The sequence below is a fragment of the Shimia abyssi genome (genome assembly GCF_003014475.1).
Lineage (GTDB): Bacteria > Pseudomonadota > Alphaproteobacteria > Rhodobacterales > Rhodobacteraceae > Shimia > Shimia abyssi.
Genome location: NZ_PYGJ01000002.1, coordinates 113436 through 129137, shown reverse-complemented (window position 1 = coordinate 129137; position 15702 = coordinate 113436). Strand labels below are relative to the sequence as shown.

Below are 15702 nucleotides of genomic sequence, written 5' to 3'. Positions count from 1 at the left end.
CGAGGGTGTCAGTAAATCGCGCCGGATGCTTCGCGCGCGAGAATGCGGATAACGGGGCGGGCTTGTTCGATCTCCATGCCGATTTTCAAACGGCTGTCATATAGGATCGACAGTAGTTTTTCGTCATGGGTGGTGAGCAAGGCAAACTCGTCATCATCGTTGAAAATGGACGGGCGTGCATCTGGGCTATCATTGGCGAGGCCAAGCCCCTGGGCGACCTCTTCGTGGATACAGGATTTGCGCAACAAGTCCGGGTGTTCGGCACGGATCACCGCGATTGCGCCATTGTAGTCGTTTGAGTTGGTCTGGTCAGAGAAGGCAACGACAAGGCAGTGAATGTTCTTAGGTAAGTCTGAGAATAAGTTCAGCGTGGCTGTGCTTGCGCCGGGTAACAGCTGTTTTATGCGGGCGTTGAGGGCCGGTTTGTCGTCCTCGCTCATGACCAGAACGTGGAAATTGGCCCGGGACGATTTGAGCGCGATCGAATGCCCCGTTGCACTGGCCAGCCGGGGCACATAGTTCGAAAGCGTGTCTCGATCTATTTTGCGCTGTTCATTCGGGACCGAGGGACCGAATTCCACAGCAACGTGAACGGGGCCTGACCACCGGCGCAACTGCCCAGCCCGTCCGCTGGGGGCGCTGAGGCCGCTGTTGAAGGCGTATTCGTCATAAAAGGCTATGCGCTCGAAGTTGCGCGCCAACATATCGGGTGTGAAAGGCGTGTCAGGACCGCCGCCATCGGTGCGCAATAGCCCACGCGCCAAAAGGTCGGACTGAACATGCGCATAATAATTGCGCAGGGACTCGCTTTCGGTTGAGGGCATGTAAGGGGCTGGCACGGCAGGTGCGCTGTCCGTGGGCTCCGGCATTTCACAGGCCGTCACAAACGCCAAACTAAGCGCCAAGCATATGCCTTTCAGGGCCCTCACGCGTTTGGCACAGAGGTCGCAGTGGTGTCGCCCAGTCCGGTCTGGCGCGCCTTGGCCGAGGCAAGTGTATCGCGCAGATCGGCCTCCATTTTCTTCATATCCTCTTCGGCCGAGGCGCGTCGCGCCTTGCCCTCATCGGCGATTTGCAGGCTTTCATTGATCGTGGCAATCAGGTCAGCATTGGCCTGTTTGACAGCTTCGATATCGAACACGCCGCGTTCCATTTCCTCGCGTACGACCTTGTTGGTTTCACGCAAATTGGCGGCGTTGGCGGTTAGAAGTTCGTTGGTCAGATCGTTTGCATCGCGCACGGCTGCGGCGGCTTCGGCGCTGCGCTGGATGGTGACGGCCTGGGCCAGTTGGGTTTCCCAGAGTGGCACGGTGTTAACCAGTGTCGAGTTGATTTTGGTGACAAGTGATTTGTCGTTTTCCTGAACCAAACGGATCGAAGGCAGGGATTGCATGGTCACCTGACGGGTCAGTTTCAGGTCATGCACGCGGCGTTCCAGATCGTCACGCGCTGCACGCAGGTCTCGCAATTCCTGCGCCTTCATCACCTGGGCATTCTCGTCGGCTGCGCCAACTTCGGCCTCCTTGGCCGGTATAGCAGTGCTGTCGAGCTCGGCGATTTTGGCTTCGCCCGCAGCAATATAGAGCGCCAGTTCGTCGTAGAAATTCAGAGTTTTGTCGTAGAGCACATCAAGGGATTTGATGTCCTTGAGCAGCGTATGCTCATGGCCCAAGAGATTGTCGGTGATCTTGTCGATCTGGCCCTGGACGTCTTCGAACTTGGCGGTGAACTTGGCAAATGGTGCGGCTTTGCCGGTTATCTTTTCCCAAAAGCTGCGTTCGCGGCGCACATCCAGTTCGCTGACGGAAAATCCACGAATGGTAGTGACGATGTCGCGCAGAGAATCGCCGGCCGGGCCAACATCCTTGTTGCGGACATCCTGAAGCATGGCCTGGCTGATTTCCTGAAGCTCGGCCTGAGCCGCTGACCCGAACGAGACAATAGAGTTGGTGTTGGACATGTCCAGTTCGGCCATACGTTTGGTGATCTCGGCAGAGAGGGGCGCATCGGCTTTCTCTAACGCGACCACCTGGTTGGCCGGTGCAGGTTCAGCCAACTCAACGGCCGTCACGGCATCAATTTCGGCCAGCGCAGCTTGGGCTTTCTGTTTGACGGATTCTGACATTTGGACACCTCTTTAAATGGTTTAACGCACGCCTTCGCGCTGTAGTCGTTCGCGCAAAACGTCAATTTCAATGGACAAATCGCTGCGGTCATCCAGCAGCAGTTTCTGGTTTCGGGTCGCAAAGTTCTCTTCGAGATCATCCAGCAACGCTTCGAAATCGGCCCGTGCGTCTGCGCTGCGATTGCGGGCATATATGTCGGAGAACTTAATTGTCGCGTCACGCGCGCCCCGCAAATATACACTCAAGTAGCGCCGCGCCGCCGTCAGGTCGCGTGGATCGTTTTCAACGGTGCGAAACAGCACACGCGCAGTTTGCTGAAACCTGTCGACCCGGTTTTCCAGCGCGCGATCACCCGAGCGTTTGATAGCGTCAGACATGGCACGCAAATGGGCCTCTGCCTCTTCCACGGCGCGGGCAACGCGGTCAGTCTGAAACTGATCGACACCTTCCATGCCCTTGTTGCGCATTGGGTCTATGCCAAAGGCCAGGCTATGCAAGACGCCGCCGACTACCGCATAGATGGCTGGTGCAGCTATGCCTCCGCCGGCTGCAAATCCTGCAATGGCCAACCCGATGCCAGTCAAAACAGACCCCAACAGCTTGCGTGGAAACGCAGGGCGACGGGCCACTTTGCGTGCGTCATACGCTTCTTGTGCAAACAAACCCTCGCGTGTCATCCACGCGGCCAGCATCAATGCGCCCAGTGCGACAAGATTGAGTGCCAGCGCCGTCGCGCCATTGCCAAAGGCTTGCCAGATTAAGGGCAAAGGCGCGATAAACAACAAGTTCACCCGGCCACCAACTTTACTTCGGGAAGCACCGTGAAAGGGCTCTGACTGTGGCGCTGCATTGCCACCGGGGCTGCCATCGGGGCTGAATTTGCCACCAAACTTTTGCGCCATTATACGCCCCCTGCGATCGTTACGTAGAGAATCAAAATGATCAGCAGAACAAATGAGAGCTTTTGTAATCCGGTGCCGGACATGGGTGTGGTCCTTGATAATCTGTGCAGAAATCTAGGAAGAAACCGCAGGCAACGCTAGGGGGAAGATCGCCGTTTCCCACAAACCGTGGGCGCAAATTCGCGCAAAGCGTCCGCCAATTGCTCACAAGTCTTCATTTCGCCTGAAATACTTCGGGGCTCCGGGGCAGCGCCCCGGCCACGCCCAACGGGCGACAAACGCATCGCAGATGCGTTGGCAACCGGCGGGAGTACCGCGTTAGTAATGCGGCGGTCGCTCGTCGCCCATGACAATGCCGCCGCCGCCTTCCGACTCACGGGTGGCTTCACGCTCCATCAACATATGTACGCGCCGCGTCAGTACCGCGATTTCGCTATCCTGACGGGCGACGACCTCGTTCAGCTCTTCCAGCGTGCGGGTCAGATGGGCGATTTGCTCTTCGAGTTTTTCCATGCAATCGGCCTAGAGTGTGACAAAGACTGGGTCAAGACCACCGCAAAGCTGGGTACTTCAATCTGAGCATTGCCTTGCCCCTGCGTCGGGCATTGGGTAAAGGCCAAGGCGATATTCTTAGCCTGAGAGACCAGGATATGGCCAAGCAGAAAAAAGCCCCCCGCCCCAAGGCAATTACGCCGAAGGGATTTCGCGACTATTTCGGCGCCGAAGTGAGCGACCGTGCAGAGATGCTGCATCAGATCGCCGGGGTCTATCACCGCTATGGCTTTGAGGCCTTGGAATCGAGCGCGGTTGAGACCGTTGAAGCGCTGGGCAAGTTCCTTCCAGATGTGGATCGTCCCAACGAGGGCGTTTTTGCGTGGCAGGAGTTTGACGAGAACGACACGGAAGGTAAACGTGGCGATTGGATGGCGCTACGTTACGACCTGACAGCGCCATTAGCGCGAGTCTATGCGCAACATCGCAATGACCTGCCCACACCGTACCGGCGTTATGCAATGGGGCCGGTCTGGCGCAATGAAAAGCCGGGTCCGGGGCGATATCGCCAGTTCTATCAGTGTGACGCCGATACGGTCGGCACCGCCAGCATGGCAGCAGATGCCGAGATTTGCGCCATGCTCAGCGACACTCTGGAAACCGTTGGCATTCCGCGTGGCGACTATCTGGTGCGCGTCAACAATCGCAAGGTTCTGAACGGCGTGCTGGAAGCCATGGGCCTGCCCGAAGGCGAAGGCGCGCGTGACAATGTGCTGCGCACGATCGACAAGTTCGACAAGGTTGGCGAGGCCGGTGTGCGTGCGTTGCTGACCAAAGGGCGGCTTGATGCTTCTGGTGCCTATATCGACGGAGTCGGGCTGAGCGAGGATCAGGCCGAGCCCGTGCTTGCGTTCCTGACATCCAAAGCGGACGATGTGTCCAAGACGTTCGAAAACCTGCGCGGCGCTGTTGGGGCTTCGGCCATTGGCGGCGAAGGTATCGCAGAGCTGGAGCAGATCGGTGAGCTTCTGGCCGCGGGCGGTTACGGTGCGGATCGGATCGAGATTGATCCGTCTGTTGTGCGCGGATTGGGATACTATACCGGTCCGGTGTTCGAAGCTGAACTCACCTTTGAGATCTTTGACGAAAAGGGCCGCAAGCGTCAGTTTGGTTCGGTGTCCGGTGGTGGGCGGTATGACGATTTGGTCAAGCGGTTCACAGGACAGGCGGTGCCAGCGACGGGTGTGTCGATCGGGGTGGATCGCCTGTTGGCCGCGTTGCGTGAAAAGGGGCGCATGGGTGGTCGCGCGACCGGGCCTGTCGTGGTCACAGTGATGGATCGCGACCGGATGGCGGATTATCAAGCGATGGTAGCAGAGCTGCGCAATGCGGGCATTCGCGCCGAAGTCTACCTTGGCAATCCCAAGAATTTTGGCAACCAGTTAAAATACGCCGATAAACGCAACTCGCCAATTGCTGTCATCGAAGGTGGTGACGAAAAGGAACAGGGGATTGTGCAGATTAAGGACCTGATCCTTGGTGCAAAGATTGCCGAGAGCGCAACACTGGAAGAGTGGAAAGAGCGCCCGAGCCAGTTTGAAGTGCCTCGTGGTGATCTGGTGGCGAAGGTGCGCGAAATTCTGGACGGGCAGGGCGTGTGATGTCTCGGAAATCTGAAATTCGGGCGCGTGCCGCTAAGCTGCGGGCGCAGTTTGAAGCTGCGGGCGCAGAAGTGGTCGAAACGCCAATCCTGTTGCCTGCCGAAGTGCTTTTGGACCTTTATGGTGAAGACATCCGCGCACGGGCCTATGTAACCAGTGACGCGTTGCGCGGTGAACAGATGTTGCGCCCTGATTTTACGGTGCCGGTGGTGCAAAAACACATGACCGACGGAGCTGAGCCTGCGCGGTACACATATGCAGGCGAGGTGTTTCGGCGGCAGGAAGACGATGAAGCACGCGCTAATGAGTATGTGCAGGTCGGGTTCGAGGTTTTTGACCGGGAAAACCCGGCGGCGGCGGATGCCGAAGTGTTTGCAGTGATCCAGAATGCGTTAGGCGACATGGAACTGCGCGCGGCAACCGGGGATATTGGTATTCTGGCGGCAGCTGTGCGTGGGCTGGATACAACAGAACGTCGCAAAGCGGCCCTGATGCGCCATATCTGGCGACCGAGCCGGTTTCGTGCCTTGCTTGATCGGTATTCCGGACGCAGTAAAGCGCCCCCAACGCGACAGGCTTTGCTGGACAACCCGGAGCCTTTGGTGCACGGATTTCCTGACATCGGGATGCGAACGCAGCGAGAGGTAGCCGAGCGCATTGAAGCGCTGCGTGAAGATGCCGAGGCGACACCTATTAGCGCGCGTCAGGTGGAATTGATCGATACGTTGTTAAACGTGCGCGAGACGCTGCCGTTCGCCTTGGAACAAATCCGCGATCTGGCAGTGGATATGCCCGCCATCACCGAAGCTGTGTTCCGCTTGCAAGAGCGGATCGGCGCGCTGGCAGATCGCGGTGTGGATGTCGACAATCTGAGTTTTGAAGCCAGTTTTGGACGTACCTCGATGGAATATTATGACGGGTTTGTCTTTGGGTTTTCGGTTCCCGGACGCCCGGATTTGCCTTCTGTGGCAACGGGTGGGCGCTATGATGCCTTAACCCGCGTGTTGGGGCAGGGGTGCGAGATTCCCGCGGTGGGCGGTGTGATCCGTCCGGGTCTATTGGTCGAATTGGGGGCGCAGTTATGAGTATCAAGCTGGGTGTGCCGTCCAAAGGGCGACTGATGGACAAGACATTTGACTGGTTCCGGGCACGCGGCATCGAGTTGTCACGGACTGGGTCAGAACGCGAGTATGCCGGTGCTGTCAAAGGTGTCGGCGGTGTCGAGCTGGTGCTGTTGTCGGCCGGGGAGATTCCGCGCGAGTTGGCGGCGGGGCGGATCCATCTGGGTGTGACAGGAACGGATCTTGTCCGTGAAAAACTGGGCCGCTGGGAACAGCAGGTTCAAGAGGTTGCGCCGCTTGGCTTTGGTCAGGCTGATTTGATCATTGCTGTTCCGGGCTGCTGGTCGGATGTTGATACGTTGGACGATTTGGACGCGGCTGCTGCGGCGTTTCGTCAAAATCACGGGTTTCGGATGCGGATCGCGACCAAGTATCACAGATTGGTGCGGGATTATCTGCGTGAGAACGGCGTGGCGGATTATCAGTTGGTCGACAGTCAAGGCGCCACGGAAGGTACAGTAAAGAACCTGACATCCGAAGCGGTGGCGGATATTACCTCGACCGGGGAAACTTTGCGCGCGAACCACCTTAAAATTTTGACGGACGGACCTATTCTGCGCTCGCAGGCGACATTGTGGCGTAGCCGTGTGGCGGTTACATCAGGCGATGAAAAGGTCGCGATGCGCGCCTTGTTGAATAAGTTGGGGTGATCAGGGGCTGCGCGGTGGGGCAATTCTTCAAGCCCTCGTGGGCTATCATCGGAGCTTAGAGCACACCGATTTCCGCGAGGGCGCGATTGAGGTCATCGGGCAGCGCATCATCGGCCTCGCGTGAATGCGGCAGGTCCGGGGGCGCATCCTCGGGCTTGAGGTAGCGCCAGCCCTGAAAAGGGCGCTTGAGTGCGGCTTGGGTGCGGTGAACTTCAGGATCGAGCACGATCGCGCATCGACGAATGCCATCCGAGCCAATGACTTCGTCGAGGCGCAAAATGCGCTGACGGCACTGGATCGTGCCTTTGATGACCCAATAAATGGATCCGCCTCGCAAAATTTCTGCCTCGCGTTTGGGCCACATACGAGTGACATGACGCGGCAATCCGTCAGATGTTTTTGCGGCGCGGCTTTCCTGCCAGTCAATGAGGGTTTCTACGCTCTCTGATCCGACGCTAAGCTTTATCAGGTTAATATAGTTATCCACAGCTTGTCCCCAGATTCTTCCCGATAGTGGGCTTTATATAGTACCCTTTGTCGTACCAGCTTCAACCTATTGTGTTTTGAGCGCGTAAATGCCGTTGCTACCGCTAATCATTTTGGGTTAGATTTGTACCTCTTCAAGAAACGCGCAGTTACAGGGAATCACGTTGATGAGCCGTTTTGCCGCCCCCATCGCAGAGTCGATCTGGGACATGAAATACCGCTTTAAAGAGGCGGATGGCACGCCAATTGACCAGACAGTCGAAGACAGCTGGCGACGGATCGCGCGTGATCTGGCTCGGGTCGAAAAAGACCCGGCGGTTTGGGAAGACAAGTTTTATGCCGCGCTTGAAGACTTCAAATATCTACCGGCAGGCCGCATCACCGCCGGTGCAGGCACCGCGCGCAATGTGACGTTGTTCAATTGTTTCGTTATGGGCACGGTGCCCGACAGTATGTCAGGCATCTTTGACATGTTGAAGGAAGCCGCGCTGACAATGCAGCAAGGTGGCGGTATCGGCTATGATTTCTCGACCATTCGCCCGCGGGGGGCCGATGTTTTGGGTGTGGCGGCAGATGCGTCGGGGCCATTGTCCTTTATGGATGTTTGGGATGCGATGTGCCGAACCATCATGAGCGCGGGGTCGCGCCGTGGCGCAATGATGGCGACCATGCGCTGTGACCACCCGGATATCGAGGCGTTCATAACGGCAAAATCCGACCCGGCCCGCCTGCGCATGTTTAACATGTCCGTTTTGATTACAGATGCGTTCATGGACGCCGTTAAGGCGGACGGTCCGTGGGAGTTGAAGTTCGGTGACCGAGTGTATCATACGGTCGAAGCACGTGATCTGTGGAACAAGATCATGCAGTCGACCTATGATTATGCCGAACCGGGCGTGATTTTTATCGACCGCATCAACAAGCTGAACAATCTAAACTATGTGGAAACTATTGCGGCGACAAACCCGTGTGGTGAGCAGCCGTTGCCACCATATGGCGCGTGTTTGCTGGGCTCGATCAACCTTGCGCGACTGGTTAAGGCCCCGTTTGAAGATGCCGCTGCACTGGACGAAGTCGAGCTGACCGAACTGGTCGCGACCGCCGTGCGGATGATGGACAACGTTGTGGATGCATCGCGGTTCCCATTGCCTGAACAAGCGGCTGAGGCGCAAGCGAAACGCCGGATCGGCCTTGGTGTAACCGGGCTTGCTGATGCGTTGCTGATGCTTGGATTGCGCTATGGGTCCGAAGAGGCTGCTATTCAGACCGAGGTCTGGATGAAGGCAATTGCGCGCGCGTCTTATCTGGCGTCGGTGAATATTGCCAAAGAAAAGGGCGCTTTTCCGCTGTTTGATGCTGAGAAGTACCTGAGCGGCGGGTTGGTTTCGCAGTTGGACGATGATGTGAAGGCGGCGATTGGCGAGCATGGGATCCGCAACGCGTTGCTGACATCGATTGCGCCAACCGGTACAATCAGCCTTTATGCAGGTAATGTTTCCAGCGGGATCGAGCCAGTTTTCGCCTATGCCTATACCCGTAAAGTCCTGCAAAAGGACGGATCGCGCACAGAGGAAGAAGTCGTCGATTATGCTGTGCAGATGTGGCGGGACAAGTTTGGTGATCGCGAGTTGCCCGAGTATTTCGTGAATGCTCAGACGCTGGAGCCATCCGCACATGTGCGGATGCAGGCTGCTGCGCAAAAATGGATCGATTCCTGTATTTCAAAGACGATCAACTGCCCCGAAGACATCAGTTTTGAGGCGTTCAAGGATGTCTATATGCAGGCGTGGGACACGGGTTGTAAGGGGTGCACAACATACCGTCCCAATGATGTGACCGGATCGGTTCTCGCCGTGTCAGAGAGCGCAGAAACTGCACCGGGTGAACAACCAGCAGATCATTTGGCCGATGGTGGAGAGGTCATTTACATGTCTGAGCCGCTGGAACGGCCGCAGACGCTGGAGGGGGCGACCTACAAGCTGAAATGGCCCGATAGTGAGCACGCTATTTACCTGACGGTGAATGACGTGATTATCAATGGCCACCGACGCCCGTTTGAAGTTTTTATCAATTCCAAAAACATGGAGCATTACGCGTGGACACTTGCACTCACGCGCATGATCTCAGCTGTATTCCGTCGCGGTGGGGACGTGTCGTTTGTGGTTGAGGAGCTCAAAGCTGTGTTTGATCCGCGTGGCGGTGCCTGGATGGAGGGGAAATACATCCCATCTATCCTCGCAGCGATTGGCGGTGTGATCGAGCGGCACATGATTGCTATCGGTTTCATAGAAGGCGAGGGGATGGGCCTCAAGTCAGACCCAAAGGCCGAGGTTGTCGCCGTTGGAGAGGCGCCGAGAGGTAAAGCTTGCCCCAGCTGTGGTCAGTTTGATGTGCAGATGGTGGAAGGTTGTATGACTTGCATGAGCTGTGGCTATTCAAAATGCGGATAATCGGGAAAGTTGAGCTCTGTGGACGCACCCATAGTATTGCCATTTTGACCCTAGGGATTGCCATGTAGAGCTCATAAATTTGCCATTGGCTAAATTCTTTCCAAAAACTGAATTTAGCCAATGGTCCGATTCTACTTCAATGATCAGGGGTGCCCACGGACGGATTGTGTTGAAAAACTCTTCCTTTCTCGCGCTTTGACATGTGAAAACGCGTTGATTTATTGGGATGTTCGAGGTTGGGTTGCCTTCTTATCCGAAGGCTGGGCTCATAGGCCTGAGTTTTGCTAGTTTCCGGAGGTTTTGGGCAATGGATGCGAGAGTAAATTCATCTTGAACGCCGCAAGGTCCCCTTAATCGGAGCCGCCCGGGGCCAAGGAGGCGCTTGAGGTGTGCGAAGAGCATCTCAACTTTCTGTCGTCGTTTCTGCGCGGTGACATTGAACTCTTACGCGGTGCATTGGCGTGCGAAGGCTCTGACGATTTCGTATTTCTCGCGATGGACTGCGCGGGCCTCTGAGTTGGGGCAAAACTTTTGCTGCAACGTGCACCCTGTGCAATCGGACCTTAGTTCCTGATGCCTGCGGGCTTTCCAGTTTTGCGCGTTTCGCGCGGGTCGGAATAGGTGCGCCATGTGTGTTTCATTTCTTTGCCGAATCCTTGCGCACCAGGCAGCGGATGACCTGGAGGCGGGTTATATTGAAATCAACGGCCCGGTGACTTGGGCGCGTGGCCCGCCATTTGGGGGATGGAAAGAAAGTGGGATCGGTACCGAAGGAAATATCGGTGAGTTGCTGTCATATACGCGGGAAAAATAGATCAACCTTCACCTAAAGGCGCACTAAGGTCGTTGACCTGACAGCATCGCGCCATTTCAGGATATAGCACATGCCCGGTTTTTTGAGACAAGATTTGTGCCGCAGGACAACTTTCAACTCGCAAAAGATGGCTGGCGATACCCTTTCAGGGGTTCAATCTGCCAAATCCAACCAAAAAATTTGCGTAGAGAAATACACAATACGTCGGTGGCTTAACAAAACACGCGCCTCAAGAAGCCATAGTCTTTAGCATCAACGCCGACTCGTTTAGCAAATGTGCGGATGTGGCGGTCTGCCAAAGCTGGCTGATGGCTGTTGGCTCATGCTGGAACTGATTGGCGGGCTTCAGCACGATGAATGCAGGGCTGGTGATTAGGTCATGTGCCTTGAGATTGCGATACACTGTGGATACCGATACAAAGTATCGTTCGTGATCTGTGAACATCACCGCTAAATCGCGTGGCGACTGCTCCGTTTGCTCCAGCGCCAGCTTGACAGACCTGCGCTTCACTTCCGTTGGCAGGCGGTTCCAAACGTGTTTGGGCTTGGGGGATTGATCTGCAAGGCCAGCATTCCCGCGTTGCAGGTAACGATCTTACCAATGGTAGAATGTCCTGCGGGCAATGCTGAGCATGGCCAATGTTCGAGCGTCTGCTCAGCAACCACCTCCTCGAGGTCCCGCGCCTCGCGGTGCAGTTCCTTCACCTTGTCAGTGTTCGCAGCGCAGCCCGTCTAGCACGAACCTAATCTTCTCTTCATTGGAATATTGCTTGCACGTGGCCCGTTTGATGTCTTTGACGACCTTCTCGCCAGGACTCTTTGTTTACTTTCTCATCGTCCACTCCTTGATGGTAACGATGAGCCAGTTGTCCGAAAACTCTCTCTTATCAAAATTGGACCCATGGGTGCTGACGTCAGACACTCAATATGGGCCACCTGAAGCTTGATCCGTTCACCGCCTATATTGGCCCAGTCTTCGCTCCAGTCGCACCGAAAGGCTTCACCAGGCTGAAAGGTCAAAGGAAAGAACGTTCCACGACAGCCTGTCTGCTCAGGCGATGCCGATCGTCACGCCAGGCCCGGGCAAAGGCTGCAATCCGTTCTTAGGGCCGTCGTATCCAATCTTCACGAGATTTGCATGCATCTGCTTCACAGTTCGCCGTTCGTTGCGTGATTTGCGGGTCTGAATCAAAAGTCAAGCTGACAAACGATCCGCATACGGGTCAGGCTTATTTGGGCGCCTATGTGTCTTGAACTTCGACTCCACCGCGCCTTCGCGTAGATACTTCTTGATGGTACTTCGAGACAAACCCGTCCGCCGGGCAATCTCGCGAAATGGTATTTTGTCACGCAATGCGTAGTGTCGAAAGCCACTCAAAAATCCCCTCAACCAAAACCGTCGGGCAAGTGTGTTCACTTGGGCCAACTCTCAGTGACAATTTATGGGAATACCGGGCCAGTTCTCAGTGATAATCAACAAAAGAATGCTATCAGGGGAGCGGCATCAAACCGCGACAGGACCAGATTGCCTACGACCTCATTCATTGCCCCATCGCAGCTGCACAAATCCAATTTGGGCTAGCAACCGAGATTCCGATTGGGGCATAAATAACTCTCAGCCAGAGCCACTCAAACCTCACCAGAAAGAATTTTGCCGACTGCTAGAGTATGCAAGAAAGGTAAAGCCTGGAAGGTGAAGTTTTCTGGATCAATTGTTTTGGCGAAGTTTCAGACCTGCAAGCGTCGACCTCAACCAAGCCTACCAAGCGGGACAAGCGAAAGTGAAGCCCATTCTTGTTTCATTCTTGCTGTTGGAAGATGGTGAAGGCGTTGTCTCTTGGGCGTGTGGGTTGGCGTTGTTTCACACGAGCCAGCCTCTTGCGAAGTTCCGTCTTGATTAAGGTATCGCGGTTACGGAGTTAAGCGTGAAATCGGATAAAAATCGCCGGGCTGGTATTCTGCCCTGCCTGACTTCGACCTCGACAAAAAAAAAGGCGGCACCAGGTGCCGCCTTTTGTCGTGAGTGGTAGCCCACGCCGAAAGAGCGCGGGGTGGTGAAATGGCTTATTGCTGTAGTTCAGCTGGAGCTTTGTCTTCGATGGAAACCCAGTTGTTGTCGGCCTGAACAATCAGGTTATCGAGGTCAGATTCCCAGCGCGTCTGGATCGAAGGCGCGAGATTCAGAAACAGCTCACCGTCGACGATTTTCCAAACAGTTGGGTCGCCGTCAAACTTGAAGCCCATGGCAGCACCAAAGGCGCAATAGCCACCGTATTGCGGCGCATACGATTCTGGGTCGGCGTCAAATTTGGCTTTGTTTTCTTCGGAGGCAAAGCGGTAGGTCGCTTCGTTGTAGACCGAAGTAATCTGGAAGTCGCCTTTGGTTGGTTCGCCAACTGTGTGGTAGGCCACAGCGTCATACCCTTGCAGCGCAAGGCCAGTTGGGGTCGCGTTTACGTCTACACCAGCGGCGAGTGCCGAACTGGCCATAGTGACTGCGAGCGCTGCGCCAACGACGAGAGATTTGAATGTGTTCATGGTTTTTCCTTTTGGTCCTTTTGTGAACAACGCGGCCCGAAATTGACCACCCGTCCAGATCTTCAATTTTCAGGCAACGAAATTGCGCTGCCATGATAAGCAAATGGAGGTGGATGCGTTCACATTCAAAACAACAAAAGGTGTGTGTGTCTGAGCGCGGAATAGGTGTGCAATTTCGCACATTTTGGCGTTAACTAGCTGTCGTGGTTAGAAAAAACAAGATCGCGCGGTATGGAGATGTAAATTCTCTACCCCAGACCGTCGCAACCAAGAGGCCGAATTGCCAAATGGGCAAGATGGCTTGAAAGTCTGGTTTATGACCATTCAGACGAAGGAAAGGTACAAAGAATTTGGGTGTCGCGAGGTTTAGAGCGAGGTCGATAAATGCGAATGTCAGAAAGCGTGGTTGGACGTACCGCAGGGCGATCGCAAACTTGTGACCGGCGAAGAAAAGACATGAGAGTTAGCCAAACCACAGCGCAAAGATCTGGATCAGCAAAACCCAAAAGAACAGTGCGGCGATGACAAAAGGGGCAAGCGCGAGCGCAGAGACTTGATTTTAGGTTCGTTTGCCGATCTTGGGTTCTTCGCCCGCACGCAGGCGCCTGATGTTTTCACGGTGTCGCCAGAACACCAGTAGGGTGAGAAGTACGCCGAGAATAAAGGCCTCACCGGTGGTGAGGAAAACGATCCATATCGTGCTGGAGGCGGCGGCGGTTAGGGCCGAAAGGGACGAGATGCGCGTCAGGGCGGCCGTGGCAAGCCAAGTCAGACAGCATGCAATGCCGACCGGCCATGCGAGCGCGAGCAGCGTGCCAAGGAACGTCGCGACGCCTTTGCCACCTTTAAAGCCGAGCCAGACGGGGTAGCAATGCCCGAGGAAAGCCATGAAGCCAGCAATTTGCGCGGCATCTTCACCTGCGAGCGCTCGAGCCAGCAGGATGGCGATAGCCCCCTTGCCCCCGTCAAGGACGAGAGTCGCGGCAGCGGCAGGCTTTGAACCAGTGCGCAACACGTTGGTTGCGCCAATATTACCCGAGCCGATTTCGCGCAGATTGCCGAGGCCCATGGCTCGGCTGATGACCATGCCAAATGGGACGGACCCCAGCAGATAGCCGATCACGGCCCAAAGCAGCAGAATGGCAGGGGTGTTCTCGATCAGTGGCATCAGTCTCTCCGATAGACGGGGGCGCCGCCAACATAGGTGGCCAGCACTTTACCCTGCATACGTTGCCCGTCAAACGGAGTGTTCTTGGATTTGGACTGTAGAGTGAAGCGATCAAGGATGAATGGGGCGTCCGGATCAAACAGCACCAGATCGGCAGGTGCCCCTGTCGAGAGACGCCCACAGGGCAGAGCGAGACGTTTGGCCGGATTAAGAGCCATGGCGCGCCACAAGTCGGGCAGGGTCAGGTGGCCTGCATGGTAAAGGCGCATTGCTGCCGGGAGTAGCGTCTCCAGCGCAACCGCTCCAGAGGCGGCTTCTTCAAACGGCAGGCGTTTGGATTCCTCGTCCTGAGGTGTGTGCATGGAGGAGATGATATCTATCAGGCCGGTTTTGACCGCATCGATAATGGCAAGGCGGTCATCTTCGGAGCGCAGCGGCGGCTTGATCTTGAAAAAGGTACGATAGTCGGCGACGTCGAGTTCGTTTAAGGTCAGATGGTGAATCGATGTGCCCGCGGTGATGTCAAACCCGTTTTGTTTGGCGCGTTCCAGAGCAGGCAGCGCGCGGGCGGTGGTGATCTGGTCTGCGTGATATTTGACGCCTGTCATCTCGATCAAAGCGATGTCACGATCCAGCCCCATGCGCTCGGCCATTGGTGTGACAGTGGGCAGGCCGCGCAGGGCGGCAAATTTGCCTGATGTCGCGGCGGCGCCAGCGGAAAGACCTGGCTCCTGTGGGTGTGCGATGACCAACGCGCCCAGCGAGCGGGCGTAGGTCATCGCGCGCGAGAGAACCTTGGTGTTTGGAACGACATGGTCGCAATCGGTGAAAGCCACGGCGCCTGCATCCATGAGAAAGCCAAATTCGGTCATTTCACGGCCCGCCCGTCCTTTGGTCAGGGCGGCCATTGGGCGGACATTGACCGGTGCGGCCTCATTGGCGCGGCGTTCGACAAATTCGAGCGCTTCAGGCGTGTCGATTGCGGGCGTGGTGTCGGGGCGGGTCACAATGGTTGTTACGCCGCCAGCTGCAGCGGCGAGTCCTGCGGTTTTGTAGCTTTCCTTGTGGCGCTCACCGGGCTCGCAAACCTTGACCCCGATATCGACAATGCCGGGGGCAAGGCATTTGCCCTTGCAGTCTATGGTTTCGGTCGGCTCCTCCAGCCCTTGCGGGCTGTCCTCGCCTCGGGCGGCGATATGACCGTCACGTACCAGCAGCCAGCCGCGGGCGTCGCTGCCGGTTTCAGGGTCGATCAGGCGGGCATTGGTGAAGAGTGTGGTCATAGCGCGGTCTC

General features: G+C 56.1%; 16 protein-coding genes. 5 read left to right on the top strand and 11 right to left on the bottom strand.

What is annotated here, in order from left to right; translation table 11 throughout:
• Positions 1 to 8: 8 nt before the first annotated feature.
• The 4 genes from CLV88_RS04620 to CLV88_RS04605 form a co-directional block, all read right to left on the bottom strand.
• Entirely contained in the window at positions 9 to 869 is an 861-nt protein-coding gene (locus tag CLV88_RS04620) for a DUF2927 domain-containing protein (RefSeq protein ID WP_207797017.1), read from the bottom strand.
• A 56-nt stretch (positions 870 to 925) separates the two neighbouring features.
• Entirely contained in the window at positions 926 to 2125 is a 1200-nt protein-coding gene (locus tag CLV88_RS04615; protein WP_106607212.1) for a toxic anion resistance protein, read from the bottom strand.
• 21 nt (positions 2126 to 2146) lie between these two features.
• Positions 2147 to 3028: a 5-bromo-4-chloroindolyl phosphate hydrolysis family protein gene (locus CLV88_RS04610; RefSeq protein WP_106607211.1), complete on the bottom strand. Its 882-nt coding sequence runs from the start codon at positions 3026 to 3028 to the stop codon at positions 2147 to 2149.
• 318 nt (positions 3029 to 3346) lie between these two features.
• The gene (locus CLV88_RS04605) at positions 3347 to 3541 is read right to left on the bottom strand and encodes a SlyX family protein (RefSeq protein WP_106607210.1); all 195 of its coding nucleotides are present in this window, start codon (positions 3539 to 3541) and stop codon (positions 3347 to 3349) included.
• A 137-nt stretch (positions 3542 to 3678) separates the two neighbouring features.
• On the opposite strand from CLV88_RS04605, the gene hisS reads away from it, so the two are divergent.
• The 3 genes from hisS to hisG are packed head-to-tail and all read left to right on the top strand — an operon-like array spanning position 3679 to position 6952.
• The gene (gene hisS / locus CLV88_RS04600; protein ID WP_106607209.1) at positions 3679 to 5181 is read left to right on the top strand and encodes a histidine--tRNA ligase; all 1503 of its coding nucleotides are present in this window, start codon (positions 3679 to 3681) and stop codon (positions 5179 to 5181) included.
• Positions 5181 to 6266 carry an ATP phosphoribosyltransferase regulatory subunit gene (locus CLV88_RS04595; protein WP_106607208.1) on the top strand — a complete coding sequence of 362 codons (1086 nt, stop codon included), beginning with the start codon at positions 5181 to 5183 and terminating at the stop codon, positions 6264 to 6266. The genes hisS and CLV88_RS04595 overlap by 1 nt, the downstream gene beginning before the upstream one ends.
• A complete protein-coding gene (hisG, locus tag CLV88_RS04590; RefSeq protein WP_106607207.1) occupies positions 6263 to 6952 on the top strand; it encodes an ATP phosphoribosyltransferase in 690 nt (229 codons plus the stop codon). The genes CLV88_RS04595 and hisG overlap by 4 nt, the downstream gene beginning before the upstream one ends.
• Before the next feature lie 55 nt (positions 6953 to 7007).
• Here hisG and CLV88_RS04585 read toward each other — a convergent pair whose 3' ends face one another.
• A complete protein-coding gene (locus CLV88_RS04585) occupies positions 7008 to 7439 on the bottom strand; it encodes a DUF1489 family protein (RefSeq protein ID WP_106607206.1) in 432 nt (143 codons plus the stop codon).
• A gap of 166 nt (positions 7440 to 7605) precedes the next feature.
• Here CLV88_RS04585 and CLV88_RS04580 point away from each other — a divergent pair, with 166 nt between their 5' ends.
• Positions 7606 to 9888 carry an adenosylcobalamin-dependent ribonucleoside-diphosphate reductase gene (locus CLV88_RS04580; RefSeq protein WP_106607205.1) on the top strand — a complete coding sequence of 761 codons (2283 nt, stop codon included), beginning with the start codon at positions 7606 to 7608 and terminating at the stop codon, positions 9886 to 9888.
• Between the two features lie 249 nt (positions 9889 to 10137).
• Here the strand turns inward: CLV88_RS04580 and CLV88_RS04575 are convergent, their stop codons facing one another.
• Positions 10138 to 10290, bottom strand: a complete 153-nt coding sequence (locus CLV88_RS04575) for a hypothetical protein (RefSeq protein ID WP_106607204.1) — start codon at positions 10288 to 10290, stop codon at positions 10138 to 10140.
• A gap of 226 nt (positions 10291 to 10516) precedes the next feature.
• Here CLV88_RS04575 and CLV88_RS23725 point away from each other — a divergent pair, with 226 nt between their 5' ends.
• On the top strand, positions 10517 to 10702 hold the full coding sequence (locus CLV88_RS23725; protein WP_106607203.1) for an aldehyde dehydrogenase family protein: 186 nt from the start codon (positions 10517 to 10519) through the stop codon (positions 10700 to 10702).
• A gap of 229 nt (positions 10703 to 10931) precedes the next feature.
• Here the strand turns inward: CLV88_RS23725 and CLV88_RS04565 are convergent, their stop codons facing one another.
• The 5 genes from CLV88_RS04565 to pyrC form a co-directional block, all read right to left on the bottom strand.
• Positions 10932 to 11288, bottom strand: a complete 357-nt coding sequence (locus CLV88_RS04565) for a helix-turn-helix domain-containing protein (RefSeq protein ID WP_106607202.1) — start codon at positions 11286 to 11288, stop codon at positions 10932 to 10934.
• A 609-nt stretch (positions 11289 to 11897) separates the two neighbouring features.
• Entirely contained in the window at positions 11898 to 12119 is a 222-nt protein-coding gene (locus CLV88_RS23280; protein WP_243403574.1) for a helix-turn-helix domain-containing protein, read from the bottom strand.
• Between the two features lie 647 nt (positions 12120 to 12766).
• Entirely contained in the window at positions 12767 to 13240 is a 474-nt protein-coding gene (locus tag CLV88_RS04550; RefSeq protein WP_106607580.1) for a YHS domain-containing (seleno)protein, read from the bottom strand.
• Between the two features lie 559 nt (positions 13241 to 13799).
• Positions 13800 to 14408, bottom strand: a complete 609-nt coding sequence (gene plsY / locus CLV88_RS04545; protein WP_106607200.1) for a glycerol-3-phosphate 1-O-acyltransferase PlsY — start codon at positions 14406 to 14408, stop codon at positions 13800 to 13802.
• Positions 14408 to 15691 (bottom strand): dihydroorotase, encoded by a 1284-nt coding sequence (gene pyrC / locus CLV88_RS04540; protein ID WP_106607199.1) that lies wholly within the window; start codon positions 15689 to 15691, stop codon positions 14408 to 14410. The genes plsY and pyrC overlap by 1 nt, the downstream gene beginning before the upstream one ends.
• Between the last annotated feature and the right edge of the window lie 11 nt (positions 15692 to 15702).

Bases quoted from the DNA above. Each gene is read 5' to 3' on its own strand.
- CLV88_RS04620 (WP_207797017.1), bottom strand. From the start codon at position 869: ATGCCGGAGCCCACGGACAGCGCACCTGCCGTGCCAGCCCCTTACATG.
- CLV88_RS04615 (WP_106607212.1), bottom strand. From the start codon at position 2,125: ATGTCAGAATCCGTCAAACAGAAAGCCCAAGCTGCGCTGGCCGAAATT.
- CLV88_RS04610 (WP_106607211.1), bottom strand. From the start codon at position 3,028: ATGGCGCAAAAGTTTGGTGGCAAATTCAGCCCCGATGGCAGCCCCGGT.
- CLV88_RS04605 (WP_106607210.1), bottom strand. From the start codon at position 3,541: ATGGAAAAACTCGAAGAGCAAATCGCCCATCTGACCCGCACGCTGGAA.
- hisS (WP_106607209.1), top strand. From the start codon at position 3,679: ATGGCCAAGCAGAAAAAAGCCCCCCGCCCCAAGGCAATTACGCCGAAG.
- CLV88_RS04595 (WP_106607208.1), top strand. From the start codon at position 5,181: ATGTCTCGGAAATCTGAAATTCGGGCGCGTGCCGCTAAGCTGCGGGCG.
- hisG (WP_106607207.1), top strand. From the start codon at position 6,263: ATGAGTATCAAGCTGGGTGTGCCGTCCAAAGGGCGACTGATGGACAAG.
- CLV88_RS04580 (WP_106607205.1), top strand. From the start codon at position 7,606: ATGAGCCGTTTTGCCGCCCCCATCGCAGAGTCGATCTGGGACATGAAA.
- CLV88_RS04575 (WP_106607204.1), bottom strand. From the start codon at position 10,290: ATGCTCTTCGCACACCTCAAGCGCCTCCTTGGCCCCGGGCGGCTCCGA.
- CLV88_RS23725 (WP_106607203.1), top strand. From the start codon at position 10,517: ATGTGTGTTTCATTTCTTTGCCGAATCCTTGCGCACCAGGCAGCGGAT.
- CLV88_RS04550 (WP_106607580.1), bottom strand. From the start codon at position 13,240: ATGAACACATTCAAATCTCTCGTCGTTGGCGCAGCGCTCGCAGTCACT.
- plsY (WP_106607200.1), bottom strand. From the start codon at position 14,408: ATGCCACTGATCGAGAACACCCCTGCCATTCTGCTGCTTTGGGCCGTG.
- pyrC (WP_106607199.1), bottom strand. From the start codon at position 15,691: ATGACCACACTCTTCACCAATGCCCGCCTGATCGACCCTGAAACCGGC.